We start from the raw sequence: 26,692 nt of genomic DNA, 5'->3' as shown, positions 1-26,692 counted from the left end.
CAATGATTTTAAGATTTTATCGAGCATTTCCATTCCTCTTTTCTTTTCATATTTTTGAGTGTTTATTTCCAAAAGAATTTTAATTTCAGGATATCCTTCATAAATTCTTCGATCGTTTTAAAGTTTTTTTGGTTATACCATCTTTGAACAGATTCCATTAACCAATGTGGAATCGCCTTTCCATCAATTAAGTCGTAATACATATCATACGCTTTTTTTAGATGCTCCCAGCGATGATCATTTCCTTCGAGACAATATTCTGAAACATCAATAACCTTTGCTCTTCCATCTTGAAGCAAGATGTTTTTCAAATGAATATCGCGTGGATTTAAGTTACATTTCATTGCATATTTCCTTGCCTCTTCTACATCCAAAATCACTTGATGAGGAATATGGATCCCTTGAAGAAGACAATCATATAAGGTTATCCCTGGTTCAAAGCTTAATACTAAATATCGCTCATAAGCTGCATAGCATGTAGAAAAATACGGTGAACCCTTTAAACGTTTATAAACATCTGCTTCTAGTTGAATTTTATCCTTTTTATCATCAGCGTAAAGCTTAAAGGCATAATTCTTATTATGAATATATTGAAAAACTGCGGCATCGGTTCCAATCCCAATACATCTTAAATCCTTTGAATCTCCGTGAATCGTTACTGGTTTATTTTGGGGATTTGACGTGATGTTTATTTTAGACAATAAATCATCAGCTACTAACCAATCCTTTTCCATCAACATCACCTAATTTCTTAAATTCCCTATGCAGCATAAAAAGAGTTGATTCATTTCTTCCATTTGTATGCTGCTTCAAGAACGATAATACAAATACTAAGCCAAATGAACCCTGCAATAAACCCTGCTAAAACATCAGAAGGATAGTGCACACCTAAATAAATTCGACTAATTCCAATAAGCAAAATAATTATACATAATAAAATTCCTAATCCGATTTTTCGTTGCTTCCTTTGTTTGCTTCTAAAAAGTAAGTAGACGAGAAATCCATAAAACAGCATGCTTCCCATTGAATGACCACTAGGAAAACTAAATCCATCAATCTCTATTAATCGATTCACATTCGGGCGTTCCCGCTCAAAAAGATTCTTTAATAATGAATTAACTAGCCCTCCTCCAGCGACAACAAGAAAGAAAAATAGAGAAGCTACCTTATCTTTTCTTTTTAAAAATAATAGAATCATTCCTACAAGAAGCAATGTTCCAAGTGTAAAGCTAGAACCTAGCTCAGTAATAAACAACATTACAGCATCCATTGTCTCTGAAGAAAATGATCGAACAGTACTAATGACTGCTTTATCAAAGGAAAAGAATTCTTCCCTGATTAGAGTGGCTGATAGCTGAACAATCATCAAAACATTCACCAAAAGCGCCACCAAGCCGATAATCAGTCCAACTCTAGTTGAATAGGAACTCCCTCTTTCCCTCACTTTGTTTTCTTCATAGTTCACTTGAATGACTCCTTATCTCTTTATGCTGAAAAATCAAACAAAGATCCTCCTTTCACTAAATGAACGAATTCACTTTCCTCTAATAAAAAAGGCCTTTACTATTTAAAGTAAAGGCCTAAAAAGACCTTTACCAATAAATAATATTGGCAAAGGTCTCGCTAGCAAATGATATTGCCAACAAAGCCGGGGCTATTTCACCCGAAATGACGACTTTGTTTAACAGCTACTCCCCTTTGAGGAATCACGTTCATTTTAGTTAACTCTATCTTATCAGAGAATGAGACGTTGGTCAATTTTTAAATACATCTCATGGAAGATATTCTAACTTGTGTAGAGATCCCCAAGCCCTAATTTTTTCAGTGCCTTCCGGTAAGCAACAGATGTTTTATCTGCCATAATGTGTGCTTCCATTTGTAAATCAAGTGGGAGATCTTCCGGCTTTTGATTTTCTACCATCTCCCTATCCTCGATGAAAACCTGTAAATTAAATGCATGGACATCCTCAACTGGTGAAGCTTTATCAAAGTTTCGAGCAATAGGAGCAAATAGTCTCGTCTCTCTTGCAGATCTTGGTGATGCTGCATTCATAATCCATAGCTCCCCACCATTTGGAAAGTAAACCTTAAGCGTAGCTGAAAATGGAGGGTACACATCAAAGACGCGAAGCCATTCAAACCCCTCCGGATTAAGATGTTGTAATTCCTTTGAATAATTACTTACAGAGCTAAGATATTCAACATGTAGTCCATACTCAGTATTGTCTACTTGATACCGCGGAACAATCGCATTATTTCGATCCCCAAATGTTTCAGTGTGTACCCAAGCAAAATGGGCGACATCTAAAAACCCCTCCATCTGTCTTCCTGAAGATCCTTTAATATCAAACGGTGGACAATTAATTTGTTGAAAATCTGAATGATCCCAGGCTGAAAATGAAGGAATATTGTCGTACTTCCCTGTCAATGACGTCCATACTAAGCCAAATCGCTCCACGACAGGCAAAACCGTCATACATAGACGAGGGGATATTTTTGCTTCTGGATGTGCTGGAATAGAGGTGCATACGCCATCTGGGCGGTATCTAAAGCCGTGATATGGACAAATAATTTCTTCATCCTCTACCCACCCCATACTAAGTGGAGTGCCACGGTGAACACATAAATCCCTTGCAACAACTAGCTTTGTTTTCGTTCGATATGCAACAAGATGAACATCAAGTAATTTAACAGCTAATGGCTTTTCGGTTACCTCCTTACTTTCAGCAATCGGATACCAATAGTTACTAAGTACAGTCCAATCCTGTAAAGAAAACGTACAATCTCTTGGATATTGAATATCGTTTTTATTTTTTTGCGAAAGATTAGCCATCATCTATCATCCTTTCAAAAATAGTTTTTATCAAAATAAAAAAGCCGTGAAGACAGAAAATTACTTCTATCTTCACGGCTCTTTCCATCCGTAAACAGAGGGATAGCACCCGCGATTGATAACATAAGTTGAAGAAAAAACGATTTTACGAGTTTTCGACAGTCTATGTTATTCAGCTATCTCGTTATCAAAACAAATAACCGTGCAAGCGATCCCTTTTTCTGAATCATAATCTCGAAACAGTGACGTTATTGTTACATCAAATAAAATCTCCAATTTCTCCTTTAACAGCCTTTTGTATGTGGATGATAGTGCTGCATCAAGCGACGAAACTAATTCACTGTATTCATCACTTAAAGCATCAAGTGCTGGGAGACGCTTTGTTCTTGCGATAATCAGAATCTTATTATCTATCATATCAATCTTTTGATCATGAACTCCAATACCGAAAATTTCTTTGCTAACTTGATTGTACAGGGTGGCTATGCTTTTCTTCGTGACTTGCCCCATATTATCCCCCCTCATCTTACAAGTTTCATTGTATATTTTCGGGATTGTGTTCATCTACATATTTGTTATATTTTGTAACACATTGATTTGCATTTTCAGCTCTTCTCAATGCTATTTGCCAACAGACATAAAAAAAACTCCCTAAATTAGGTTAGGGAGATTACCTAAAAAATGTAGTATATCACTTACTTTGCCTTCGTTAGCATATAGCTTTGTCTAATCATCTCGTGTATTTCATCCACTGGCACAGTACCATCAAGAATAATCGAATTCCAATGGTCTTTATTAAGATGAAATGCCGGGACAACTGAAGCGTGAATCAAGCGCCAGTGTTCGAGAAAACCAGGTTCACACTTCACATTAATCCAAATATGATGATCCTTTTCAAATATCCACGCAAATACTTTCTTGTTTGCCATATGCCTAATTAAGGTCCAATTTTTATCACGAAATGGATAATCCTCGTACGTGTTTGCTAAACTTAAGCAGTAATCAATCGCTTCTTTTCTCGTTTTCATTTTTCCTCCTCTTCACCTGTAAGTTTGCTTCATGTTCATATGGCAGCACAACTTCCTTGTAAATTGCATATGTGCAACATTTTATAAAAAGCGTTATTTATCCTAATTATAACAAATTAAAAACACTTCATTCTGAAAAACGCAATGATCAAAACGTATGTTATTATCCCTTTCTCTCCTTTACTTCAAATTTTGTTTAGGATAAACTAGGAAAAAAATAAACGTAATACCCACTTCTTTGAAGGACTATCCTTTATGTGGTCGGGTACTAAAAAACATAGATTACTAATTGCATGGAGTAATGTTATACAAAAGCTGTCATTTAGAAATGTCTGTTCCTTATCGCAACACCAGTCTAATAAATATATTCCCTCATCCTTCAAGTAGGGATACTCTCTAACTAACGACAGAGCTTACAGAAGATTGTAAAGGAGACTTCACCATGTATGTACTAACACCTCAACAAGCGCAAAATATAGTAGATCGAATGATGAAGGATATCCCTTACAACATTAATATCATGGACCAATCAGGTAGGATAATTGGAAGTGGAAATCCAAAAAGAATTGGCACTCTACATCATGGGGCAGTAGCTGCCATTAAACAAAGGAAAATAGTTGAAATTGAAAAAGATGAAGAGTTTGTAAAAAAGGGGATTAATCTTCCTATTGAATTAAACAGCATCATTGTTGGAGTCGTGGGAATTAGCGGGGAAGTGAAAGAAACAAGCCGCTTCGGCAAGCTCGTAAAATCCACGGTTGTATTATTAATAGAACAAAGCATGGCTTTAGAGAAAAAAAATCTCGAACGAAATCAAAAGCAAGATTTCTTTCACTCCATATTAGAGCATGAGACTCATTATACAAAAGAACTAGCAGAGCTTGCCTTAACATATGGAATCCAATTAAACAAGCCTAGCCAAATCATCTATATCGAATTTTCTAATAGCACAGATGAAAGCATAATCAAGCAGTTTCCTACCTTTCAAGTGGCAAAAAATACACTATGCTTAATTATCCAAGAGCCAAATAAAATAGAACAGATCGTTGAACATCTGAAGGAGCAATTTAAAGATGCATCTATTTCCATCAGCAAACGAAATGATCGAATTTCTGATGGCTATCAACAATGCAGGTCAGCTATTCGTGTGTTAAAAGGTCTTTATTCTGGAAAAAAGAATGTCATATCCTATAATGAATGTGAATTTGTTGCTAATGTATCAGAGGGATTAAAGCATGATCCACAAGTAGAGCGCCTTAAGGAAATACTTGCAAACAATGACGAGCTTATCATAACGTTAAAGGCATACATAGGCTGTAATCTTAATACTAATGAAACGGCAAAACAACTGATTATTCATCGAAATACATTGAGCTATCGATTAAATCGAATCCATCAATTAACTGGGAAGGATCCGAAAAACATCCTCGATTTAGTAGAGCTACTTTTTACATTAATTAATCCGATAAAATAAAGAAGCTGTATCCACAATAAGTAGACCAGCTTCTTTTGGATTGTTATATAGTTATGTCTGACATTATTTGAGCAACCTAGCAATGCTTTCCGAAGTGCGAATCACATTCTCTCTCCCCTGCTCAAGCAAGGTATCAATTGTTGCAGCACCTGGAACGATACCGAAGATCGCATCAAAGCCCTCATCATATAATACCTCGACATCCTGCCCAATATTTCCTGCTAACGCTATTACTTTTATATCTTTATTTACACTTTTGGCAGCTTGGGCTACACCATAAGGAGCCTTTCCAAATTTTGTTTGAAAATCAATTCCGCCTTCTCCCGTAAAGCAGTAATCTGCCTGCTTCATTTGCTCCTTCAGGTTCGTATACTCAATAACAATCTCAATCCCTTTTTTCATCGTAGAGTTCGTAAAAGCAAGCAAGCCAGCACCTAGTCCTCCCGCAGCACCTGCACCAGGCACATTAAGAACATCTTTTCCGAGCTGCTCTTTTACAACTGTGCTGTAGTGTCTAAGATTTTGATCTAGAATTTCAACCATTTCAGGTGTAGCACCTTTTTGGGGACCAAATACAGCAGATGCGCCATGTTCTCCACATAATGGATTCGTTACATCTGATGCAACAAGAATGCGGATATCCTTTAATTCTGGAATCACATGTGAAGAATCAATTCTAGCAAGCCTGTCTAAGTAGCCTCCTCCTAGTGGAAGCTCCTTTCCACTTTCATCAAGGAATTGATAGCCAAGTGCTGCTGCCATGCCGGTTCCCCCATCATTTGTAGCGCTTCCACCAATACCAAGAATAATCTCTGTAATCCCTTGCTTTATACATTCTCTAATCAATTCTCCCGTACCGTAAGTGGTCGTTACAAGAGGATTTTTTGTCTCCTTCGTCACATAGTGGATGCCGCTTGCAGAAGCCATTTCAATAACACCTGTTTTCCCATCGCCAAGAATGCCATATTGAGCCAATACAGGAGTACCAAGCGGGCCTGTCACTTCTTTTGCTATGATGGTACCGTTCGTGGCATCGACTAAGGATTGGACAGTTCCTTCCCCTCCATCTGCCATCGGTACATGAATACATTTTGCATCTTTCATGGCTCTTCTAATTCCGATTTCCATTGCTTCACAAACTTCCTTCGCCGTCATGCTCTCTTTAAATGAATCCGGAGCCAGTAAAAATGTTTTCCCCATCATTTATTCACCTCGGTTTTTTGATAAAATACGATAAGATTTATATTAGATGTTCATTTATTTTTTTACTTGTTTCATTGCGTCTTAAAGCACAAATCCAAAGAGAATGATTGCAATCGTTGCCATCGTAATCCCCACTATACTTTCATACCCAACAACCTTCATTCTATCTGCCATACTCATATTCATCGCATTTCTAGTAACATGAAAATAAGTTCCATGTGGAAGATGGTCGATGACAGTTGCTCCAGTATGTGTCATAACCGCAGCTGCCATTGGTGCAACTCCCGTATCCAAAATTGCTTCAGAAAAAGATCCAGTTGCTAATATAACACCTGTCGAAGTAGAGGCTGTTGCTGCAGCCATCAAGATACCAGCAATTGGGGCAAGGAAAGTACCTGAAATTCCTGATGCTTCCACCAATGCAACGACTTGTTGCGGTAAATCAGATGCTGTAATCAAGCCTCCTATTGCCCCTGCACCAATGATAATTAGAATCGTTGGTGTCATTCGATCTAGTCCTGCTGTACAATAATTTAATAAATCCTTACCCTTCCCTAGCGCCAAAGTACCGACTATCGCAGCAAATGGTAGAATAAATAGAGAATCGATATTTAGCTTCGCAAGTCCTTCTATACCTAACATTGAACCAATTGGGCTTATCATCAATAAAATAATCGCGATTACAGGAGTGATAAGTGCCTTAGACAGTCCTGGAAGATCGGTTGAATTAGATTTTTCCAGTTCCTCAACCTCTTCATCTGTTACCTTCGTCCCTTTGCGCTTAATAATTGAAGCTACAATAACAGTTACAGCTATTCCAAAAATAGCTGGTATTAGACCACCAATCATTACTTGGTTTACATCTAAATCAAATCCACCTGCTGCAGCTATTGTATTCGGATTGGGAGATATAATATTCCCTGCTTTTCCTCCCCCAGACAATGCCAGAAGGATGGCAATCTTTGAGTACCCCATTTTATTCCCAACAGATAAAGCAATCGGTGCAACAATTAGTACAGCTACAGGAATAAAGACACCAACTGCTGTAATAATCATCGTTGCTAGCGCCAATGATAACATCGCTTTCGTACCACCAAGCTTATCTACAATTACCTTTGCAATCGTCTCCGCAGCTCCTGATTCCATCATAACACCAGCAAAAACACCTGCAGCGATGATTCGAATAACTGTTCCTTGCACACTTTGCGTACCAGATACCAAAATAGAAATCGTCTCCGTAAAGTCAGCACCACCAATGAACGCTCCAACAATAGCTCCTATTATTAAAGAATACGTTGGAGCAAGCTTAAACAAGATAAAAATGATTGCCAAAGCTAATCCACATAAAGCACCAATCCAGCTAATATCCAATGCTGTCATCATATATCCTCCTAATCCTATTAAACTATCATCCATGAGAAGTGAAGCATACTACCTATATATTCCGATTTACTAATCTACCCCTTTATGAAAATGCACAAATCATCATTTCCATTTCAACCATCTATTCTACTTAATCTTATCCCCTATTATTAAAGCCCTTTCATGAATACGTTTTCATTCTATTACATTCACTTCACCCAAACAATTGATAAATTGACGAATAAATTTGTGCAAATGCACAAAAATAACAACACTTAACGACCTCAATTCATCAATTGGAAGCATCAGAAAAAGCGTCACCACCTATTGCAGTAACGCTCCCATTCATTTATTACATTGTTCCGTACACACTTCAAATTCACTTAATTTCCTAGCAAAAGCTAGCCAACTTCCATCTATCTCTCAACAATAAACTCTTTATTCATTGCATGTATACTCAGCTTAGAGTTGCTGAATTTCTTTTGTAGCTCTTCCTGATTTTTCCGAAACGTAAGTCTATTTCCGCCAAAATGTAGTACAATCTGCCTTATCTAAAATATTATACTTGATCATTTTCTCAAGTAATGAAAAATCAAACGGTTTATCCCATGGAAAGCGGATCAGCTCCTTAGTATGATTATAGCCAGCCTGGACTATTGTATCAGAAAAATGATCAATGACCACACTTTCAGGAGCAACAGCCATATGATGCTTAGCTACACTAAAACCGATAATATATGTACCATGATCTGTAAACATAGGCTGATTCCATTTAATGACTGGCATTAAATTTGGGAATTTTTCAGCTACCCATCCTAATACTTCCTCCGCTCGATACCGATGGTCAGGGTTATCAATACGCGCTAAAAATTCTTCAAAAACTTCCATCTTGTTCCCTCCTAAATAAACGATTCAATCGTTCGGACAAACATCTGTAAACAACAGTTATTTCCAACTATAATCATATTCTATCTAGTTATTAAAGAAAAAGAAACCTATGATTATTCATATCATTTTCTACCTTGTCATAACCTCACCAAATGCATATTAAAGCCAAGCCATAAAAAATAAAAGCAAGTAGAGATCTCTTTTGAGTAGTCATCTTAAAATTATTTTAATATACTTTTTATCGGTAATATTTTCATATCAATTTATTACTTCAACTATTGAAGTGGATTAATAAAAAGTAAAGACCGAATAAGTAGAGAATTACACCATTTTCTCCAGTATCCTCAGTATGTTATTGAGTTTTTTAACCCTGTTTTCACAGACTTTGTTACTTTTTTAAAGCTATGCCGTTCGGGGTTGATTTCCGCTATAGTACTCGCTTTCCGCGGGGTGGGTGGTGAGCCTCCTCAGTGTAAACACCTGCGGGGTCTCACCTCTCCCACGCATCCCGCAGGAGTCTCGCACTTCCGCTCCAATCAACCCTTATATAGTTTTTTTTAATTAAGAGCCTTTTTAAAAATTAATTACTCATAATACTCAATAAAATTATTTCAATAAAATTAAATTCGTACTTTTGTAGCAAAAGGATTGAATTTAAGATTTCAGTAAAATTTAGAATAATTTTTTTATTGATAACGTTGACAATCTATGAAAACGTGTTATAGTTATTCCATGAAATCGGATTAATCCATTAAAACTTCATACTTCTATAATTCTTAAGTTTATTTAGGATTGTTACTGAAATAAGCAGGCAAAACCTAAATCGCTTGTACTAAAAAGACGATTGTGTCTTTTATCGTACAGTGATTTAGGTTTTTTTTATTGGCTCTTTTCTGAAATATTGTTGTTTTTGAGTGCTTTTCTAAAGGTTGATTGGGGCTAAATGCGAGACTCCTGCGGGATAGGTGAGACCCGCAGGTGTTAACAACGTGGAGGCTCACCATCCACTCCGCTAAATAAGCAGTACTGAACTAAGAAATCAACAAAAAAACGACAACTAAGAAAAAGGAACAAACTTTACGAGAACATTCTTTATTTTTCTAGGAGGTATCATGGCATGAGCCATAAAGAAACAGCAGAACAAATTTTGGATTTAATAGGCGGAGAGAAAAATATTCAAAATGTCATCCATTGTATGACTAGACTACGTTTCAATCTTCATGACCAAAAAGAGGCAGTCCAAAACAAAGCGAAGATTGAAGCGGTTAAAGGAGTTATGGGTGTAAATGTAAGCGGAGACCAATTCCAAGTAATTATCGGGAATGATGTTCCGAAAGTATTTACCGAATTAAAAAATATCGCTCATATCCCAGAAAATAATAGTGGTTCTTCAGAAGGAAAGAAAAAAGGAAATGTCATTAGTCGAATCTTTGATGTTATTTCTGGGTCATTCACACCGCTATTACCAGCAATTGCTGGAGCCGGTATGATTAAAGGGATTTTAGCTATTCTATTAGCATTAAAACTAGTTTCAGATACTGACCAAATGTATATTATCCTGAACGCAATTGGTGATGGGGCATTCTACTTCCTCCCTATCCTGTTAGCGCTTAGTGTAGCGAAGAAATTCGGCAGTAATATTTACGTAGCGGGTGCTATCGCAACGGCATTGCTACATCCAACAATGACAACGTTATTAACTTCAGGAGATTCAATTTCATTTCTTGGACTACCTGTAACAGCTGTAACGTATTCATCTTCTGTTATTCCGATTCTATTAGCCATTTGGTTAACAACGTATGTTGAAAGAGCAGTAGATAAAATCATCCCAAGTATGTTTAAGCTCGTTTTTGTTCCAACGATTACCTTGCTAATCATGGTTCCAGTCACATTGGTGGCAGTAGGTCCTTTAGGTTCGATTATTGGTAACTGGTTATCATTAGGAATTGGTGCATTATTTGACCACACTGGTATTTTTGCAGGATTAATTTTAGGTGGTACGTTCTCATTAATTATTATGACTGGAATGCATTATGCTTTCACACCAGTTGTCATGAACAACTTAACAACAAATGGTTATGACATCATTCTTCCAGCTATGCTTTCAGCTAACATGGCTCAAGCAGGTGCAACACTTGCTGTTGGTTTACGTTCTAAAAATAAAACATTCAAATCTTTAGCATACAGTACAAGTATGACAGCGTTAATGGGTGTTACAGAGCCCGCTATGTATGGTGTAAATATGCGTTTAAAGAGACCGTTCATTGGGGCATTAATCGGTGGCGCTGTCGGTGGTGCTTTCTATACAGCTGTAGGAGTGAAATACTATATCTTAGGCGGAAACGTTGGTTTACCAGGTCTTACATCCTTTATTGGTGAAACATTCCTATTAGCCGTTCTAGGTGTTCCTATTTCGTTTGTAGCCGGTACAATTGCAACGTTAATTCTTGGATTCGAAGATGTAGAGAATACAAGTTCAAATTCAGAGGCTGTTCCTCAGGAAGATTCTAAAAAAGAAACTGTTTCACAGGAAGGTTCTAATGCAGAAGTAAAAAGGGAAGAATTAGCTAGCCCTATTAAAGGTCAAGTTGTTCCATTAAATGAAGTTCCAGATGCCGTTTTTTCTTCAGAAACGATGGGTAAAGGCGTTGCAATTCTTCCAAGCGAAGGTAAAGTTGTAGCTCCGGCAAATGGTGTCGTCACTACATTATTCGCAACAAAACATGCAATTGGGATCAAGACAGAGCATGGTGCAGAGGTTTTAATTCATGTAGGGATTGATACAGTCCAACTAAATGGAAAACATTTCACTACACATATCGAACAAGATACAACAGTAAAAGCTGGTGATTTATTAGTAGAATTCGATATTGACGCTATTAAGGAAGCTGGATACCCAATTGTAACCCCAGTGATTGTAACAAATTCTGCTGACTATACAGAAGTGATGACAACTGCATCAGGAAATGTAGAAAGAAACGACAAAATCTTAAACTTAAAATAAATAATTCTATCATTTAATGTTATCTAAATTTGGGTTTCGATGTTAGTTCGAAGCCCAGATGATTAAATATATGGAGGGAATATCATGACAAAAAAGACATATAAATTTCCAGAGAATTTTTTATGGGGTGGAGCAACAGCTGCTAACCAATTAGAAGGTGCGTATCTTGAAGGTGGAAAAGGTTTAAACCTAGCAGACGTCATGCCAGGTGGAAAAGTGAGACTAAAGGTGATTGGAGAGCCAGGTTTTGACTTTAAAATTGATAAAGAAAAATATGTGTATCCAAATCATGACGGTATTGATTTCTACCATCGCTATAAAGAGGATATTGCTCTTTTTGCAGAAATGGGCTTTAAAACATATCGTATGAGTATTGCATGGAGCCGTATTTTCCCTAAAGGTGATGAGCTAGAACCAAATGAAGAAGGTTTACATTCTATGACCGTATTTTTGATGAATTGAAGAAGTACAACATTGAACCAGTCGTAACCATTTCTCACTATGAAATTCCATTACATCTTATTACTGAGTATGGTGGCTGGCGTAACCGTCAAGTCATTGAATTTTTCGAGCGTTATGCCATTACTTTATTTAAACGTTATAAAAACAAGGTAAAATACTGGTTAACATTTAACGAAATTAATGGTGCAACACATATGCCAATCTTAGGTCTTGGCTTCTCTCCAGAAAGCGAAGAAACAAAATTACAAGATAGCTTCCAAGGTCTACATCACCAATTCGTGGCAAGTGCACTTGCAGTTAAAGCAGGACACGAAATCATTCCAGGAAGTCAAATTGGTTGTATGCTTGTGTACGTACCAACCTATTCATTTGATTCAAATCCAGCAAATGTTATGCATGCTTTACAAGAACAACGACTATTTAACAACTACTGTGGAGATGTTCAAGTAAGAGGTGCCTACCCTGCATTTGCAAACCGCTTCTTCAAGGAAAATGGAATTAACCTTGATGTACGAGAAGGAGATTTAGACATCCTTAAAGAGGGGACAGTAGACTTCATTTCATTAAGTTATTATATGTCTCGAACAGAGAAAAAAGATAAAACACCTGAGGAAATTGGTCAAGGAAACTTAATCGGTGGTGTAAGAAATCCATTCTTAAGCACATCAGATTGGGGATGGGAAATTGACCCTATTGGATTAAGAATTGGTCTAAACCAATTATATGACCGTTATCAAAAGCCTTTATTCATTGTAGAGAATGGTCTTGGAGCGTATGACAAAGTTGAAGAGGATGGCTCGATTAATGATGATTACCGTATTGATTATCTAAGAAGCCACATTCAAGCAATGGGAGAAGCAATAGAGGATGGAGTCGAATTAATGGGCTTCACACCTTGGGGCTGCATTGACTTAGTTAGTGCTTCTACTGGAGAAATGTCTAAGAGATATGGCTTTATCTATGTCGATAAACACGATGATGGTAGTGGAACATTAGAACGTAAAAAGAAAAAATCGTTCTTCTGGTTTAAAGATGTTATCTCTAGTCAAGGAGAAAAGCTTTAATCCTCCTATCATTTTAACGAATAAAATAAACTGTGTAAGTAAGGAATGCGATGATTTCTTACTTTACACAGTTTTTTTGTTGAAAGAATAAAGATTACAAAGATAATCTTTTTATATCTTTCTATTACTTTAATAAACTATCTTCATTCCAAACTTCATCTAATGTATTTTTGAACAGGAGATCAAGATCAGGTGTAAAATCTGGTAACTCGATTTGAAGTGTATTTGTATATTCTCTTAGTCTTGAGATTTCCTCATTTAAAAACTCGTTAATGACCTCAATTTTCGGTTCAAAATCAAGCTCTTCTCCGTTAATTTTCCTTTTTAATAACGTTTGAATCTCTTTCTTTATTTCCCCTTCAGGTAATATGTCATTTAATAATTTCGGAAATTCTAATGGAGGAAACTCATCGTATTTTTCAATCCATCTAGCTGCTAATACCGGTCTAAGAACATAAAAATACTTTTTAATTCTTACTTTATCTCCCTGTAAGTATTCACGAAAATTATTGCTTGCCATATTCAAATAATGATGTAAACAGGAATGAGGAGCAAAAATCGTTTTACTTAGCTCCTTCATCTGGTCAATCGTCGAATAAGCCTTGTAATACACAATCCCCGAGCGAAGCCATTCCATTAATGGTGGATTCGATTTTCTAAATAATCTTAATGCCTTTGTAAGCTCCCAACCAGATATATCTAACAGGTCGTTTATCGGTAATTCAATCACATCTCGTTTTTTCCCAATCCCCATTTGGTCAATCGTCAGATACTCTTCCTTTTTATGCACATAAATAAAGCGAACATCATAATCACTATCCTTTGATGGAAATTCCCACGCCCTGCTTCCTGATTCAACAGCATACAGAATCTTTACATGATAATCTTCTTCTATTTTTAATAATGATTTTAAAATGGTTTCTTTCAAAGCTATTACCTCAGTTCTCATATCCTATTTATTGGATACGTTAATTTGTATAAAATGGTATTAGAAATTGGTGAATAATTCAACAAATTTTTGTTCGAGTATTAGTCACTATATATGTTTAACTGTTACTAATTAAAGGAGGTATTGAAGGCGATGAATGACAAGTCAAATGTAAAACCTAGAAGTGACAAAGAGCTTCAAAAGGTCACGGTTGGAGAAATGAAACCTCACAATGCGCCAATTACACTAAAGGATTACGACCCACATTGGCCAGTGCTATTCGAACGAGAGGCTAAGCGTATTCGCTCTATACTTGGAAAGAAAGCATTGCAGGTGGAACACGTCGGTTCAACCTCAGTACCGGGACTATGTGCCAAGCCAATCATTGACATGCTGCTTATCGTGACGGATTCTGGAGATGAGGCGAGCTATGTTCCTGATTTAGAGGAAGCTGGATACACCCTACGTATTCGGGAGCCAGAATGGTTTGAGCACCGACTTTTCAAAGGGCCAGATACAGATATCAATTTACATGTATTTAGTAAAGATGTCTCAGAGGTCGATACAATGCTGCGCTTTCGTAATTGGCTGAGGACTAACGAATCTGATCGAGACAATTATGCAAACACCAAGCGTAACCTGGCACAGCGCGAATGGAAACATGTACAGCACTATGCAGATGCAAAAAGCACAATAGTCCAGGAAATTATGGAACGAGCGAATGCTGCAGAATAAAGAGGTGAACGACTTACCTTTATTTGTATTAACTAAAAAGGGACGGTAGTTTACCGTCTTGTTTTACTTATGTTTCAGTTTATCTATTGTTCCCTAGCCTGATTTTCTATTCATCTTAAATTCAATAAATAATACAGGAATTACAATTAATACAAAAAGAATATTTAATCCAATGTTATACATTTGTTCAATTTGGAAAAATGATTTTCCTAACATGAATAAAATTGCAAGAATATAAATTAGTTTGGCGTACTTAGCGATAAACTTCATATTAGAGCCCCCATATTCTCTTTGAACGACTTAAATATTTAAACTTTCATTTATTTATCTCTAAAAGCTCTTGAAACTGATTACTGGAAATCGGTAATTTATTTTCCACTACAAAGTCGAAGTATTCCTTAAATCCCTTTCGAATTGCTAGCTCAAATTTTACTTTTTCAACTTCCATACTTTCTACAGTGAAGGGTATACGATGTAGTAATTCATCTTTATCATTAAAAGTATGTTGTAAATCTTGATATTCAAGTCGGTAACCGAATGGTGTCTCGATAATAAAAAGGCTACGCATACCGTCAAGAAAGCAAATCTCTGCTATACCTTTGCTATTCATAATCTTCTTAAAAGAAATGAGATCAAGCCATAAGTCTGACAAACTAGTTGTTTCCTCCGCAAAAAATAGCTCTCCGTTTATATAGAAGGATACTAGTCCATCAAAATACGTATTATCTGCCTGACTTGCGATATTTTGCATTGCAGAGTCTACTACTGTATCGTCATTCAAAGAAATATAGTTACCAAAAAACGCCATTCCTGTTCTTTCAGCAAATTAGTTGGAGTCTGTATAGTTTTATTTTCACCTCATGGTATTACAGGAGATTTAAAAAGTTGTTCAATCTCTTCTCGATTATATTCGGGAATCCAATCATTGTATTTCGTATATAATGGGCAAATGGTTTCTTTTGTTTTTGAAATAACTTCACAACCACGATCATCATAAATGAAAAATATAATATTTTTTGAAATATTTATGAAGAAAACATCTGGATAAAAAAGTCCTTCGCTAAAACCAAATTTAGGTTTAAATGGAAAATCCTCGTTACAAGCTGCTCTAATTAGTAATGGATAATTTATATCTGATTTTCTGCACTTTAAGTAAAACTGTGATGTAAAATATTCATCCCGCTCTTCCTCATCATCGTAAAGGAATGGCAAAGTTTGTGTCTTTACATTATATTTTAATGCTTTATTTTTTAGGTGCCGTTCAAAGACCTTTATTTTATTTGATCTCGTATTTCTTTTGTTACGATAAACGTTCGTAACAAGGAAAATTTCATCCTGCTCAGAAAACAGATAGCTGAAAAGAGCCATTGCCTGACTATAAACCATTTCAAACAATTCGAGATTAAGCCTTCCATCTTCCTTAAACTGATATAGATCTCTCCCTAGTTCAAAATGAAGACCTATGTTCCATTGATTATAAAGGCTTGGTACCAAATCGAGACCTGGAAAAGTAGTTTGTAGGTATTCCTTTAATTCCATAATTGTTAACCCCTAAAAATCACCATCCCTTACGATTACATAAAGAAGTAATATGTGCCAAATGATGTCGACCGTGCCAAGAATAGATGCCAATATTCTTACCTACAGTAACTTCTCCTGAATCTGGATGAATAAATGTCTTTTTTAAATCTTCAGAGCTTAGGCTACGTAGTAGTTTAGTCCAACGAATGTGTAATGCTTCGAGCAAGTTTAAGGAAATCGTAATTGGTAGCTCATTATCGGGATATTCCGCCCATTTCACTTCATCATATGGCTTGATAACAGGTGTTTCTTCGCTAAGAGCCAATTTAAACCTCACATAGGCATTTATATGGCTATCCGCAAGGTGATGCACCACTTGGCGGACTGTCCATCCTTCTGTTCGATAAGGTGTATCAAGCTGCTCCTCGCTTAAACCCTTTACAGCTTCTCGTAATAATCTAGGCAACATTTCAATATCATTTATCCAAGCATTCGTAACATCAACAGTTATTTCATCATGAAATTCAAATTTTCCGATTGGGTATCTATTGTCCAATTGAAATTCCTCCTTTAAATTCTTCAACAACATACTTGTATTTAACCATTCAGCTCTAATAGTTGATTTAAAAAGCAATGCTTCTTAGTTAGAGCACATGTTAACTCAATTCGTTTATTTGATAAAATTGTTTATTAGCTGATCTGTTGTAAGTACTGTTGCAAATTCATCGTGCAATGTAGCTAAAGATAGATTATGAATTGTATTTGGGTCATAATATGTCTCATTTTGATCCTTTAAACCGAAGGCTGCTGTTGCATCAGAAATCAAGTATGTATCAAATCCTAAATTACCACTCATTCTAGTCGTTGTTGATACACAATGAGGTGTGGTCAAACCAGTTATGACAACTGTTGTAATGTCTTTTTCTTTTAAAAACTCTTCTAAATTGGTATGAATAAAGCTACTATTTACCTTCTTCGTTATAATTACTTCTTCATCAATTGGTTGAACTATTTCTTTTATAGCAAACCCCTTATTCTTCGGATAGAATAAAGAATGCGGATTATCGGAAGTGTGCTGTATGTGTATGACTGTCCATCCTTTTTCTCTCCATAATTGCAGAATCCTCCTAATGTTTTCTTCCGCATTTGGGTTATTTCGCTCTCCCCATTTGTTGTCATCAAAAGCTTTTTGTACATCGACTATTATTAGAGCTCTATTCTTATCCATTTGTTCCTCCCTAAGTTGAATGATCTATATTTTACTATATTTTTAGATTCAGACTTTATTATTTGTACTATCGCTATTGTTGTAGAATCATATCTAATCAATCTCTTCCAAACAATTGATCCGCTAGCTAAAAATTTTCAGAACCTGCCCTCACAACATATGGTATAATTACCCAAAACAAAGGGAGTTTTTTTATGTGGATTGATCTTTTTACGATTGCCCCATTGATAGTAATACTCTTTAACATTGCCGTTATTGCGTTTGTTATCTGGTATCTATTACGATTTTTAAAATTACAGCGGGAAAGGAATACTATTCTTAAATCTATTTCTGAAAAGCTTGATTCGCTAAAAAAGTAGATCGTGGAGCACACCTCCTGCTTCGACAGGAAAAATAAAAATGCTTTGCTCCTATCATGATGCAAAGCACTGAAATAGTAGTATATCTTTTAATCATTCAAATGATAGATAAGCTGGACAACACCAGAGGAAAACGTTCTTGTTTTAACCAAATGTAAATCAAGCTTCTGTTTTACATCGACAAACAATGGTTTTCCTTTGCCTAAAACAACTGGGTGAACAGATAATCTAAATTCATCAACAAGTCCTAAATCGATAAACGTAGTAATAAGGCTTGAACCACCATATAGCCAGATGTCCTTACCTGGGGTATTTTTTATTTTATTTACCACCTCAAGAATATGATCGTTTACAAAAATAGCTTTATTGTCAGTCCCTTTTTGCGTTCTCGAAAAAACATATTTTTGTTTACGATGAACGATTTCCCACATTTCTTTTTCAGCAACTGTAGCTTCAATTCCCGGTGTATATTGTCCCCATAAATCGTAGCTTTTTCTCCCATAAAGTATCGTATCAATTTGATTTAAGAAATGGATAAACCCCATCTCATCGTCCATTATACACCAATCAACTTCGCCATTTTCCCCTTCAATAAAACCATCCAATGTTACTGCTAAATCCAAAATGACTCTTCTTTGGTTACCGTTATCGGACATTATTTTTCCTCCAATTTATTTACATTAATTGTTTCTCAAAGCAATCAACAACCTTCTCTCGCCAATTACTAGTACCATAAAATTTAAACCCTAATGACTTCCAAAACGTTAAAGCAATTAAATTATCTTGTAAGACTCCGATCCGAACGTTTTTAAACTGTCGCTGTTTTAATTTCTCCTCAAATGCTCCATAAACCCTTTTCCCATATCCTAATGAATGATACGAACCATTAATCATAAGCAAGCCTAGCCACGGTTTGTTGTCTTTCGGATTATTTTCTAAAAAGTCTACAATTCCAATGTACCGATTATCTTCAACTACTAGGAAACTTTCACTAACTGAATTTAGAAGATCATTACTTACTTCTGATAAGGATCTTATAGGATTGCCATTTTCTAAAACATTATAGTCTGGATTTGAATTCACTATTTCTAAAGCTATTTGTATTGAGTTTTCTGTTATAGGTTCAAATATCATTATGTTTATTCACTCCATTACTTTTATAGAGTCACTAAAAACTTTTTTGTTTATTTGATATTGAGGTATTTGAACAAATTACTTATTTTCTAATCCGCTCACCATAGACAATATGCCAATGTAAATGTTTTGTATCTTGGTAGGAACCTAGGTTAGTGATGATTTTACATGCCCCATATTCATTTGTTATTTGGACTGCAACTTCCCTTATAACGCTTATTAACTCATTCATTACGAAACTATCTTCCTCGTTTACATCAACAAAAGATGAAATATGCTTTTTAGGTATTGCAACGATATGCACTTCATAAAATGGACGTGTATGATAATAGGCAAGTACATTTTCCGTTTCCTTCACTTTTTTTACGTTCGTTTTCCCGCTTAATATTTCATCACAATAAAAGTCATTATTCATTGAAAACCTCCTTAAAATACAAGCTTCTCTACTTATCTTTTAATTCCTGCTTCTAATAACCATTTCCAATTGTGAAACAACAAAAAAGCTCTACTCTTAATTGGAGTAAAGCAATTTAAATTTATGGGTTACCCCTCTACAATCGTTAATTCCAAAAATTCATCTGTTTCTACAAAACCAAACTTTTTATACACTGGCCTGCCCATCGTTGAAGCTTCAAGCCATATTTTTGAAACACCTGTAATACTAGCTTCATCAACTAATTTAGATAAGATCTTTGTTGCGATTCCTTGCCCGCGATAATTCTCATTTGTGTACATATTTGATATATAAGCCTTTTTCCCAGACTTATTCGCATAACTCGGTGGGAATTCATAAAATATGACTGCACCGCAGGCAATTATTTCATCATTGTCTTCCGCTAACCATTGAATTAACGTACCATCACTTAGTTTATTTTTAAAGAAAAGAGACAGCTCCATATCAATATTTATACTTGCTTCTATTCCTTCAGCAGCAAGTTGCTTTTTCCTTAACTCAACTAATTTCTCGATGTCATCAATATTCGCCTTACGATAGTTCAACTTCTACTCACTCCTATTCTATGGATTGCATTATTTTCCATCATTGTACACCAAAGGATGGAATTTCACTAAAGATAAATAAGAAAAGCGCAAGCACCTTGATCAGCCTCGGGCAAATAAGGCCATTTGGAATAGAAGGCGTTCTTTGCCTTCAATTCCAAATTGACTAGACCCTAGAGGGGCTAGGCGCTGGAGCTAGACACTAAAACTAAGTTCAAAATGTTATACTTTCTTACCTTGTAAAAAAGGCGTCACCACTTATCGCAGTAACGCTCATTCCTTCTTAAACTAGCCTTCTAAACTATTCTTTATTTCAATATTTCACAATCATCCTTTTTGTTAGTTGACGAATGATCCAACAAACAATACCAAGTGCCACCAAAACGCCGATAACCGAAAGAATGACTGGAACGTCAAGTGTTTCCGCAAAGCTTGGGACAGGGAGCCCTAAGCTAATCGATAATAGCAAGTCCTCTACATAAACTAGAATAAACGCTAATATAATTGAAACAATCCCAAAGAGTCCCAATCTGCTAAAGGCAGCACCAATTAACCACCCTGCAACATAGTAAGTGAAAATATTTAACGCAAAGATAAGGATTGATAATAACCAATTCGTTCCAAGGTCTACATAAGGGGTAAATATGACGGAAATAACTAGTTCAGCCACCAAATTTTCTTCATCAGCACCGTTATTACCGTTAAAGGGCGCTATGCTTGGTAGTAGATTCACTAGCTTTAAGATTATCTCCAGTAAGCTTGACACAATCGCACTAACAACTGGAATTGCAAGTGCCACTCCGATTGTTCCAATAAGCGTCCCTTTGAAATAGTCTTTTCGCGTTACACCATTGCTAACAAAGTGAGGCAAAAATGCAATGGCTGAAACAATCCCTATTACAAGCATAAAGATATTCGACGCAACAAATGTAACGTCAAAATAAGAGCTTTGCTCAGAACCATTAAAAAGCGCATATATAATTTTTACAATTTGAATGATAAACACAACACTCAAAAAGTTAAATGCCCATACCCACTGAGTTAAAAACATATCTGTTGTTACTTTTAAGTAGATTCGTGGCTGATTCATCTTATTCCTCCCCTTCTGTTAAATGAATAAATAGATCTTGAAGTGAAATAGGTCCCAATTCCAGCCCGTTAGCTTGAGCGGCTTTACGCTCAGCCTCACTAATTTCACCATAAATCATAACCGACTTTGTATTACCTAATTGCTTTGTATTCAATTGCTTCTTTGCTTGAACAAATGCATCAACAGTTTCTGCTGCCCCCGTAATTGAAGTTCCTTTCGTGACAACTGTTTCATAATCCTCGTGCAGAATAAGCTCTCCTTTATTTAAGAACAACACCTCATCAAACAAATGCTCCATTTCTGATACAAGATGTGTAGAGAGAATCATCATTCGTGGATGCTCTAATTGATCCTCTAACAATTGCTGATAAAAAATCTCTCTAGTCGGAGCGTCCATTCCATTGTATGCTTCATCAAAAATAGTAATCGGTGTACGACTTGCTAAACCTATCGTGACATTAACAGCAGATTGCATTCCTTTTGAAAATTCTTTTATTGGCTTATTCATTTGTAATTTGAATTTTTCAACAAGATGATTAGCATAATCCATATCAAAATTTGGTCGATAGCGGCTAATACTTTCCAAATAATTTTTCAAACTATCGGATTCATCTTTATAATCTTTATTAAAGATAAAATTCACTTGTTGCATAATTCGCGCATTTTCAAATGGATTTTCCCCAGCAATTTTAACTGTTCCGCTTGTTGGTTCCCGGAATGAAGCAAACAAAGAGAGCAACGATGTTTTTCCGGCACCATTTCTTCCGATTAATCCATATATTTTATTTTCATTTAACTGAAAGCTCAAATCTTTAAGCGCATAGCTGTTTCCAAATTGTAAAGATAGATTTTTTACCTCTAATGACATTGACATTCTATTCACTTCCCTTGCACTTTTTTATTAAATCAAATAATTCCTGAGTACTGATTCCTAGCTTCTCAGCTTCTTGAACGATGCCAACGACATAATTATCTAAAAAAGCATCTTTCCTTTTTTGTATCAGCTTCTCTCTTGCACCTTCTGCAACAAACATCCCAATCCCTCGCTTCTTGAATAAAATACCTTCCTCCACTAATTGATTGACTCCCTTTGATACGGTGGCATGGTTAATCTTATAAAAGCTAACTAACTGATTAGTTGAAGGAGCTTGTTCCCCCTCCTTTAGTTGTTGGTTTACAATTTGATCTTCAATTTTTTCGCGGATTTGTAAATAAATTGGTTTATCTTGATCAAATAACTTGCTCAATGTTATCACCACTTTTCTTCTTCAGTTAACAGCCTTATCAGCTTACAATAAATCGTGTTTGCTATATGGTTATATACTTATGTGTATAACCATATCACCGTATAACTTGTATTGTCAATAAAAAAAGCTAAGGAAACGAAAAATGGTTTCCTTAGCTTCTAATCAATTACTGTTAGTTCTAAACCTAACGTACGGAGTTTTAGTTATAAATAATCTGTTCCATGTGTTCCATTAGAGTTGATGCCATTTTGCGAGATAACTTCTCCTAGCTTTTCATCTTGAATATTTTCATCGGCTGGAGTCATTCCAGACTTTCGTTCAAGATAAACAGCAATACCACCGATAATAACGACAGGGATAAAGATATATAACCAAATCATACTAACACCTCCATATGATAGCTTATGTATATCATATCATTTATTTTTACTTTTTTTACAATCATTTTAATTTTTTGGAAAAGAATTGTTCTTTAATTTATATAAAAAGGTTTTTAATCCAATCACGGTCAGACACATGTAACAAGCTCATAACTTTGGACGCAACCTGTTCAAAATCCTCTTCATCCTTTGCGTTCTCATAGTTAAACCAGGTCTCATTGTGGTCTTTTTTATTTTCTCTCAGTCTATATCTTTCATCCACATCATGTGCAGTCACTTTGTTTGCCGGCACTTTCTCTCCCCAGCTCATCGTTACTCCATCCTTTGGACAAATCGCTAATTCTACAACAAAGGATCCACCATAACGATTAAATTGAAACGTAATTAAGTCCATATTCTCTTCATTTTGTCTTCTATAGTGTGGAAATGAACCTTTAAAGCCTTGCTCTCTTAAATAGGGAACGACAATCTTTTTTAATGCTTTTATCATCACTAAACGTTCTTTTGCAGCCATTTTGCCTACCTCTCCAATCACGATATAAGATTGTTTAATAGCCAACGGATTACTTCTCCTCTATGATGTAAGAAAAAGAGACATTCCTCCAAACCCAGCCACGGAAAAATTCTTCTACCGCTTTTTTTGTTGCTTCTTCGTCCATATTCTCGTAAATACCTATATCTTTTAGATTGAACGTTTCATTTACGTATTTAGTACTAAAAAGAAAAAGTAACAGCTTTCCCCATTCACTTTCCTCCTATTGCCTTAAAATTTTATTTTAATATACATATCTCACTTTTAGCAGATAGCTTCCGATTTCCTATCATCTATCTATCATAACAAGCGATTGGTGTTTTTTGGATAATCAAATATAGAATGTGGAATTATTAGTAGGATTTTTGAATAAGAAAAAAGCCGCCTAATTTGGCAGCTGAACAATTTTATGGCTTTTCCATGTCCTTAATATCTGAGATAGCCGTAGTTATGTGACAAGTTGGATTTAAGGGCGCCCCGTCACAATTCGCAATATTAAATCAACTTCCGGCATTTGGTACGCCTCGTCGATGTGAATATTTAATGTCATAAGTGCTGTTAAAACTGTAAAATACGCAGAAATCAGTTGTCTAGGGTCACCTAAGGCAAACTCACCTAATTTTTGCCCTTCTACAAATAATGGCTCCCACGTATCTACAATATAAGATTCCATTGAATACTCTGCTATTAGCTGCTTGGCCTTCTCAGGGACGCCTTCCGCAGTACGAGCTTGATGAATAAGCATGAAATACTGCTGACCTTCATGAAATAGCTGGGTAATTTCCCTCAATTTTTCTAGAGGTGTTCCAGATAATGAATAGACGCTTTTCAATCCATCCTTTGATTCCTGAATTGCCCGCTCCACAAGGTGGAGAAAAAGCTCATCTTTGGATTTAAAATAGTGATACAGAAGACCTTGACTAATACCAGCTTCAATCGCAATCATACTTAGTTTAGTTCCAGTAATACCGCGTCTGGAAAAGATTTTAATCGCTGATTGTATAATTTGTTCTTTCCGTTCATCACGAATATGTTGCAACTGTTCCTCATTCATTGGTGACAAGATGTTTTGCTCCTTTCCTAATTGTCTTATTGCTCCGGTGGAAACGGAATAAATGATGCTTTAGAGAAAGAAGGAATTTGTTTCAACTGCTCTTTCAGTGATAGACTTTTCTCTTGTAATAATGCTGAGATTTTTTCGTAATCCATCTTAGATGAAGCTGCAAGGACGGAGCTTGCCAAATGATCATTAAATAGAATATGTGGTGAGAATAGTAATGAATTTACACCCCAGTATAATAAAAAGCTTTCCACATCGTTGCTAGATACCGTCTGTTTTAGTAGCAAATCCAAGTATTCCTGTGCAAAGTCAATACCTTCCAAAGGCTGTCCGTGATATTCCACTCCTGACCATTGCAAGTCATATACGCACATCAGCCACCAAGCAGGCTCCAGAACATCTTGTAGTCCTTGAAGCACGCGCTGTTCGAAATGGGGCTGAGGGTTTCTTAGCTGCTCTTTTAAATAAAGTTCCAGCTGCTCCACTTCGATTGCAGCCATCGTCATTCCTAATCCGTAGATAGGATCGAAATTACAGAGTGCATCTCCTATAACGAGCAGTCCGGATGGCCAATCCTTCATCTGTTCAAAATGATGCCGGTACAATTCACTTATCCTATATCCTCTTGGAGAAGTAATTGGTTCAAGACCTTCTATGATACCAGCTATAAGTGGATCAGAAAGCTGTGGAATACTTTTTTCAAATTCCTCAGGATTGGTAGGAGGAAATTGTCCACCAACTCCCCAAAGCAACATTTCTGCTGTATTATTCTCAACTATAGAGAATACACCTGTGAATTCCTTGTTTGTTGGATTGCCATCGACCCGAATCACATCCCATTTTTCTGTGATTTGCTCATGGACGTGATAGTGACGAGTGCTATATCCAAGTGAGGCTTTCAATTTGTCAGGGATATGTGTAGTATAACCAAGTTCTTCTAGCCATGTCACTAGTTTTGAGGAACTTCCGCTGGCATCCAATATCAGATTAGCTGTTATCATCTTCTGTTGTCGAGATTCCCTAAAGTCTCGTAATAAAACCCCAGTAACTGATGTTTTCTGGAAATTTGTCTTTAATCCAATTACTTCATGTTTGGTAAGAAATTTTACGTTCTTCATTTCCTTAACACGTTTACGTATCACCCACTCCAATAACGCTCTGCTAAACGTAGCATCCTTTTCCGGGATAGGCATAGAGATGCTTCCAAAGGAATAGGAAAAATGAGCGATTTTATTTAATGATGAAGGAGCCCCCGATGCTAGTAATTCATCGTTTAATCCGGGAAATAGACGCTCCATAATCATCCTGCCCCTTGGTGTAAGACGATGGGGCTGAAAACTTTGCGGTACTCCCAAACGGTTTTTTGCCTGTTCAGGAAAATCATCCTTGTCTACGATCACAACTTCTTTGTAAAACTCTGCAAGCATTTTAGCAGCCAATAATCCGGCAATCCCACCTCCGATAATAACCGCTCGATCCAAATTTCCCTTTGAAGCCGTAAAATTCTCTTGATTCATATAATCCCTTCCCTTCGATTATGACAAAGTCATCTTTAAAATAGGTTGATTGAATCAATCATTCAATTCTAAAATAATCGACTTGAGATTTTTTGTCAATCAGTAAATGCGCATAATTTGAAGCATCCTTTGTACTATATAGTCCCTTCAGCTGCTTAACCTATGATTATATCTCTCCAATTAATAGTTTATAAGTATGTGTTCCTACGTTAACCCGCTTCCAATCGTGAAGCAAGAGAATTGGTTTATGCCTTCAAAGCATTAAAACACCAAACGTCTGGTTGTTCAAAATGGAAAATCCTTCAAATATACTCCTGCTTTTTAAACAATTAATGTGAAATTTATTGTATAGTTGCGATACATTTCTAATATGAATAACAAAGGAAAATAACCTACGATAGTCGGTTATCTACTTTTTGATCTCGCCCTTACATTTACTTATTAGAACTTAATAAAAATAGACTATCAGATCCGTAGATTAAGTGAGCTAAAGAAACAGAATAGAATTCATTCATATTTTGTTCTATAGTGCATTCACCGTTTAATAAATCGTTTGTAATTAAGCAAATCGTCAGTCCAAATTATGATGAAAAACAACCGCAAACTCTACTTCATATCTTTTGGATGTAGAGTTTAGGTCCATA

Annotated in this window: 29 protein-coding genes and 1 pseudogene; 5 read left to right on the top strand and 25 right to left on the bottom strand. The window is 36.0% G+C overall.

Annotated features, from left to right (window positions below; genetic code table 11):
* Positions 1–62 precede the first annotated feature (62 nt).
* The 5 genes from ACTJJ9_RS17815 to ACTJJ9_RS17795 form a co-directional block, all read right to left on the bottom strand.
* Positions 63–734 carry a serine/threonine protein kinase gene (locus ACTJJ9_RS17815; RefSeq protein ID WP_095303465.1) on the bottom strand — a complete coding sequence of 224 codons (672 nt, stop codon included), beginning with the start codon at positions 732–734 and terminating at the stop codon, positions 63–65.
* Positions 735–784: 50 nt separating this feature from the next.
* Positions 785–1,465 (bottom strand): phosphatase PAP2 family protein, encoded by a 681-nt coding sequence (locus ACTJJ9_RS17810; protein ID WP_095303467.1) that lies wholly within the window; start codon positions 1,463–1,465, stop codon positions 785–787.
* 321 nt (positions 1,466–1,786) lie between these two features.
* Positions 1,787–2,833 (bottom strand): Rieske 2Fe-2S domain-containing protein, encoded by a 1,047-nt coding sequence (locus tag ACTJJ9_RS17805; protein WP_412964306.1) that lies wholly within the window; start codon positions 2,831–2,833, stop codon positions 1,787–1,789.
* A 168-nt stretch (positions 2,834–3,001) separates the two neighbouring features.
* The gene (locus ACTJJ9_RS17800; RefSeq protein WP_095303471.1) at positions 3,002–3,343 is read right to left on the bottom strand and encodes a Na-translocating system protein MpsC family protein; all 342 of its coding nucleotides are present in this window, start codon (positions 3,341–3,343) and stop codon (positions 3,002–3,004) included.
* Between the two features lie 185 nt (positions 3,344–3,528).
* Complete coding sequence (locus tag ACTJJ9_RS17795; RefSeq protein ID WP_095303473.1) at positions 3,529–3,861, bottom strand: MmcQ/YjbR family DNA-binding protein; 333 nt, start codon at positions 3,859–3,861, stop codon at positions 3,529–3,531.
* Between the two features lie 442 nt (positions 3,862–4,303).
* On the opposite strand from ACTJJ9_RS17795, the gene ACTJJ9_RS17790 reads away from it, so the two are divergent.
* Entirely contained in the window at positions 4,304–5,335 is a 1,032-nt protein-coding gene (locus tag ACTJJ9_RS17790; protein WP_095303475.1) for a CdaR family transcriptional regulator, read from the top strand.
* A 63-nt stretch (positions 5,336–5,398) separates the two neighbouring features.
* Here the strand turns inward: ACTJJ9_RS17790 and ACTJJ9_RS17785 are convergent, their stop codons facing one another.
* The 3 genes from ACTJJ9_RS17785 to ACTJJ9_RS17775 form a co-directional block, all read right to left on the bottom strand.
* Positions 5,399–6,538, bottom strand: a complete 1,140-nt coding sequence (locus tag ACTJJ9_RS17785) for a glycerate kinase family protein (RefSeq protein ID WP_145580452.1) — start codon at positions 6,536–6,538, stop codon at positions 5,399–5,401.
* An 81-nt stretch (positions 6,539–6,619) separates the two neighbouring features.
* Positions 6,620–7,918, bottom strand: a complete 1,299-nt coding sequence (locus ACTJJ9_RS17780; RefSeq protein ID WP_174881297.1) for a GntP family permease — start codon at positions 7,916–7,918, stop codon at positions 6,620–6,622.
* 498 nt (positions 7,919–8,416) lie between these two features.
* On the bottom strand, positions 8,417–8,788 hold the full coding sequence (locus ACTJJ9_RS17775) for an iron chaperone (protein WP_440768785.1): 372 nt from the start codon (positions 8,786–8,788) through the stop codon (positions 8,417–8,419).
* 1,117 nt (positions 8,789–9,905) lie between these two features.
* Between ACTJJ9_RS17775 and ACTJJ9_RS17770 the strand changes: the two genes are divergently transcribed.
* Together ACTJJ9_RS17770 and ACTJJ9_RS17765 are read left to right on the top strand one after the other, a co-directional pair.
* Positions 9,906–11,792, top strand: coding sequence for a beta-glucoside-specific PTS transporter subunit IIABC (locus ACTJJ9_RS17770; RefSeq protein WP_145580458.1), 1,887 nt, complete (start codon positions 9,906–9,908; stop codon positions 11,790–11,792).
* Positions 11,793–11,876: 84 nt separating this feature from the next.
* Positions 11,877–13,318, top strand: a pseudogene (locus ACTJJ9_RS17765) (glycoside hydrolase family 1 protein).
* 124 nt (positions 13,319–13,442) lie between these two features.
* Here the strand turns inward: ACTJJ9_RS17765 and ACTJJ9_RS17760 are convergent.
* Positions 13,443–14,246, bottom strand: coding sequence for a nucleotidyltransferase domain-containing protein (locus tag ACTJJ9_RS17760; protein ID WP_145580462.1), 804 nt, complete (start codon positions 14,244–14,246; stop codon positions 13,443–13,445).
* A gap of 153 nt (positions 14,247–14,399) precedes the next feature.
* On the opposite strand from ACTJJ9_RS17760, the gene ACTJJ9_RS17755 reads away from it, so the two are divergent.
* The gene (locus tag ACTJJ9_RS17755; RefSeq protein ID WP_145580465.1) at positions 14,400–14,981 is read left to right on the top strand and encodes a GrpB family protein; all 582 of its coding nucleotides are present in this window, start codon (positions 14,400–14,402) and stop codon (positions 14,979–14,981) included.
* A 93-nt stretch (positions 14,982–15,074) separates the two neighbouring features.
* On the opposite strand, the gene ACTJJ9_RS17750 is transcribed toward ACTJJ9_RS17755, so the two are convergent.
* The 5 genes from ACTJJ9_RS17750 to ACTJJ9_RS17730 form a co-directional block, all read right to left on the bottom strand.
* Positions 15,075–15,251 carry a hypothetical protein gene (locus ACTJJ9_RS17750; RefSeq protein WP_186324094.1) on the bottom strand — a complete coding sequence of 59 codons (177 nt, stop codon included), beginning with the start codon at positions 15,249–15,251 and terminating at the stop codon, positions 15,075–15,077.
* Between the two features lie 46 nt (positions 15,252–15,297).
* Complete coding sequence (locus ACTJJ9_RS17745) at positions 15,298–15,789, bottom strand: hypothetical protein (RefSeq protein ID WP_145580468.1); 492 nt, start codon at positions 15,787–15,789, stop codon at positions 15,298–15,300.
* Positions 15,790–15,839: 50 nt separating this feature from the next.
* Positions 15,840–16,520, bottom strand: coding sequence for a DUF3885 domain-containing protein (locus ACTJJ9_RS17740; protein WP_145580470.1), 681 nt, complete (start codon positions 16,518–16,520; stop codon positions 15,840–15,842).
* A gap of 19 nt (positions 16,521–16,539) precedes the next feature.
* Positions 16,540–17,091: a YfiT family bacillithiol transferase gene (locus ACTJJ9_RS17735; RefSeq protein WP_186324095.1), complete on the bottom strand. Its 552-nt coding sequence runs from the start codon at positions 17,089–17,091 to the stop codon at positions 16,540–16,542.
* An 81-nt stretch (positions 17,092–17,172) separates the two neighbouring features.
* Positions 17,173–17,730: a cysteine hydrolase family protein gene (locus ACTJJ9_RS17730; protein ID WP_145580474.1), complete on the bottom strand. Its 558-nt coding sequence runs from the start codon at positions 17,728–17,730 to the stop codon at positions 17,173–17,175.
* 194 nt (positions 17,731–17,924) lie between these two features.
* Here ACTJJ9_RS17730 and ACTJJ9_RS17725 point away from each other — a divergent pair, with 194 nt between their 5' ends.
* The gene (locus ACTJJ9_RS17725) at positions 17,925–18,089 is read left to right on the top strand and encodes a hypothetical protein (RefSeq protein ID WP_170944482.1); all 165 of its coding nucleotides are present in this window, start codon (positions 17,925–17,927) and stop codon (positions 18,087–18,089) included.
* Positions 18,090–18,178: 89 nt separating this feature from the next.
* Here the strand turns inward: ACTJJ9_RS17725 and ACTJJ9_RS17720 are convergent, their stop codons facing one another.
* From ACTJJ9_RS17720 to ACTJJ9_RS17670, 11 genes are all read right to left on the bottom strand, one after another.
* Positions 18,179–18,745: a dihydrofolate reductase family protein gene (locus ACTJJ9_RS17720; RefSeq protein WP_095302841.1), complete on the bottom strand. Its 567-nt coding sequence runs from the start codon at positions 18,743–18,745 to the stop codon at positions 18,179–18,181.
* A gap of 19 nt (positions 18,746–18,764) precedes the next feature.
* Entirely contained in the window at positions 18,765–19,223 is a 459-nt protein-coding gene (locus tag ACTJJ9_RS17715; protein WP_145580476.1) for a GNAT family N-acetyltransferase, read from the bottom strand.
* 82 nt (positions 19,224–19,305) lie between these two features.
* On the bottom strand, positions 19,306–19,638 hold the full coding sequence (locus ACTJJ9_RS17710; RefSeq protein WP_145580478.1) for an HIT domain-containing protein: 333 nt from the start codon (positions 19,636–19,638) through the stop codon (positions 19,306–19,308).
* Between the two features lie 128 nt (positions 19,639–19,766).
* On the bottom strand, positions 19,767–20,222 hold the full coding sequence (locus ACTJJ9_RS17705; protein WP_095302846.1) for a GNAT family N-acetyltransferase: 456 nt from the start codon (positions 20,220–20,222) through the stop codon (positions 19,767–19,769).
* A 313-nt stretch (positions 20,223–20,535) separates the two neighbouring features.
* Entirely contained in the window at positions 20,536–21,312 is a 777-nt protein-coding gene (locus ACTJJ9_RS17700; RefSeq protein ID WP_145580480.1) for a hypothetical protein, read from the bottom strand.
* A 1-nt stretch (position 21,313) separates the two neighbouring features.
* The gene (locus tag ACTJJ9_RS17695; protein WP_145580482.1) at positions 21,314–22,186 is read right to left on the bottom strand and encodes an ABC transporter ATP-binding protein; all 873 of its coding nucleotides are present in this window, start codon (positions 22,184–22,186) and stop codon (positions 21,314–21,316) included.
* Position 22,187: 1 nt separating this feature from the next.
* A complete protein-coding gene (locus ACTJJ9_RS17690) occupies positions 22,188–22,559 on the bottom strand; it encodes a GntR family transcriptional regulator (protein ID WP_095302849.1) in 372 nt (123 codons plus the stop codon).
* Positions 22,560–22,762: 203 nt separating this feature from the next.
* The gene (locus ACTJJ9_RS17685) at positions 22,763–22,939 is read right to left on the bottom strand and encodes a hypothetical protein (protein WP_170944484.1); all 177 of its coding nucleotides are present in this window, start codon (positions 22,937–22,939) and stop codon (positions 22,763–22,765) included.
* 97 nt (positions 22,940–23,036) lie between these two features.
* Complete coding sequence (locus tag ACTJJ9_RS17680) at positions 23,037–23,498, bottom strand: DUF4304 domain-containing protein (protein ID WP_095302850.1); 462 nt, start codon at positions 23,496–23,498, stop codon at positions 23,037–23,039.
* Between the two features lie 439 nt (positions 23,499–23,937).
* Positions 23,938–24,525, bottom strand: a complete 588-nt coding sequence (locus tag ACTJJ9_RS17675; protein WP_307190830.1) for a TetR/AcrR family transcriptional regulator — start codon at positions 24,523–24,525, stop codon at positions 23,938–23,940.
* A 35-nt stretch (positions 24,526–24,560) separates the two neighbouring features.
* A complete protein-coding gene (locus ACTJJ9_RS17670; RefSeq protein WP_145580485.1) occupies positions 24,561–26,048 on the bottom strand; it encodes an FAD-dependent monooxygenase in 1,488 nt (495 codons plus the stop codon).
* Positions 26,049–26,692 lie beyond the last annotated feature (644 nt).

It is taken from the genome of Metabacillus sp. 22489 (assembly GCF_052044855.1).
In the GTDB taxonomy this organism is placed as follows: domain Bacteria; phylum Bacillota; class Bacilli; order Bacillales; family Bacillaceae; genus Metabacillus; species Metabacillus niabensis.
This window is presented reverse-complemented; position numbering and strand designations above follow the sequence as displayed.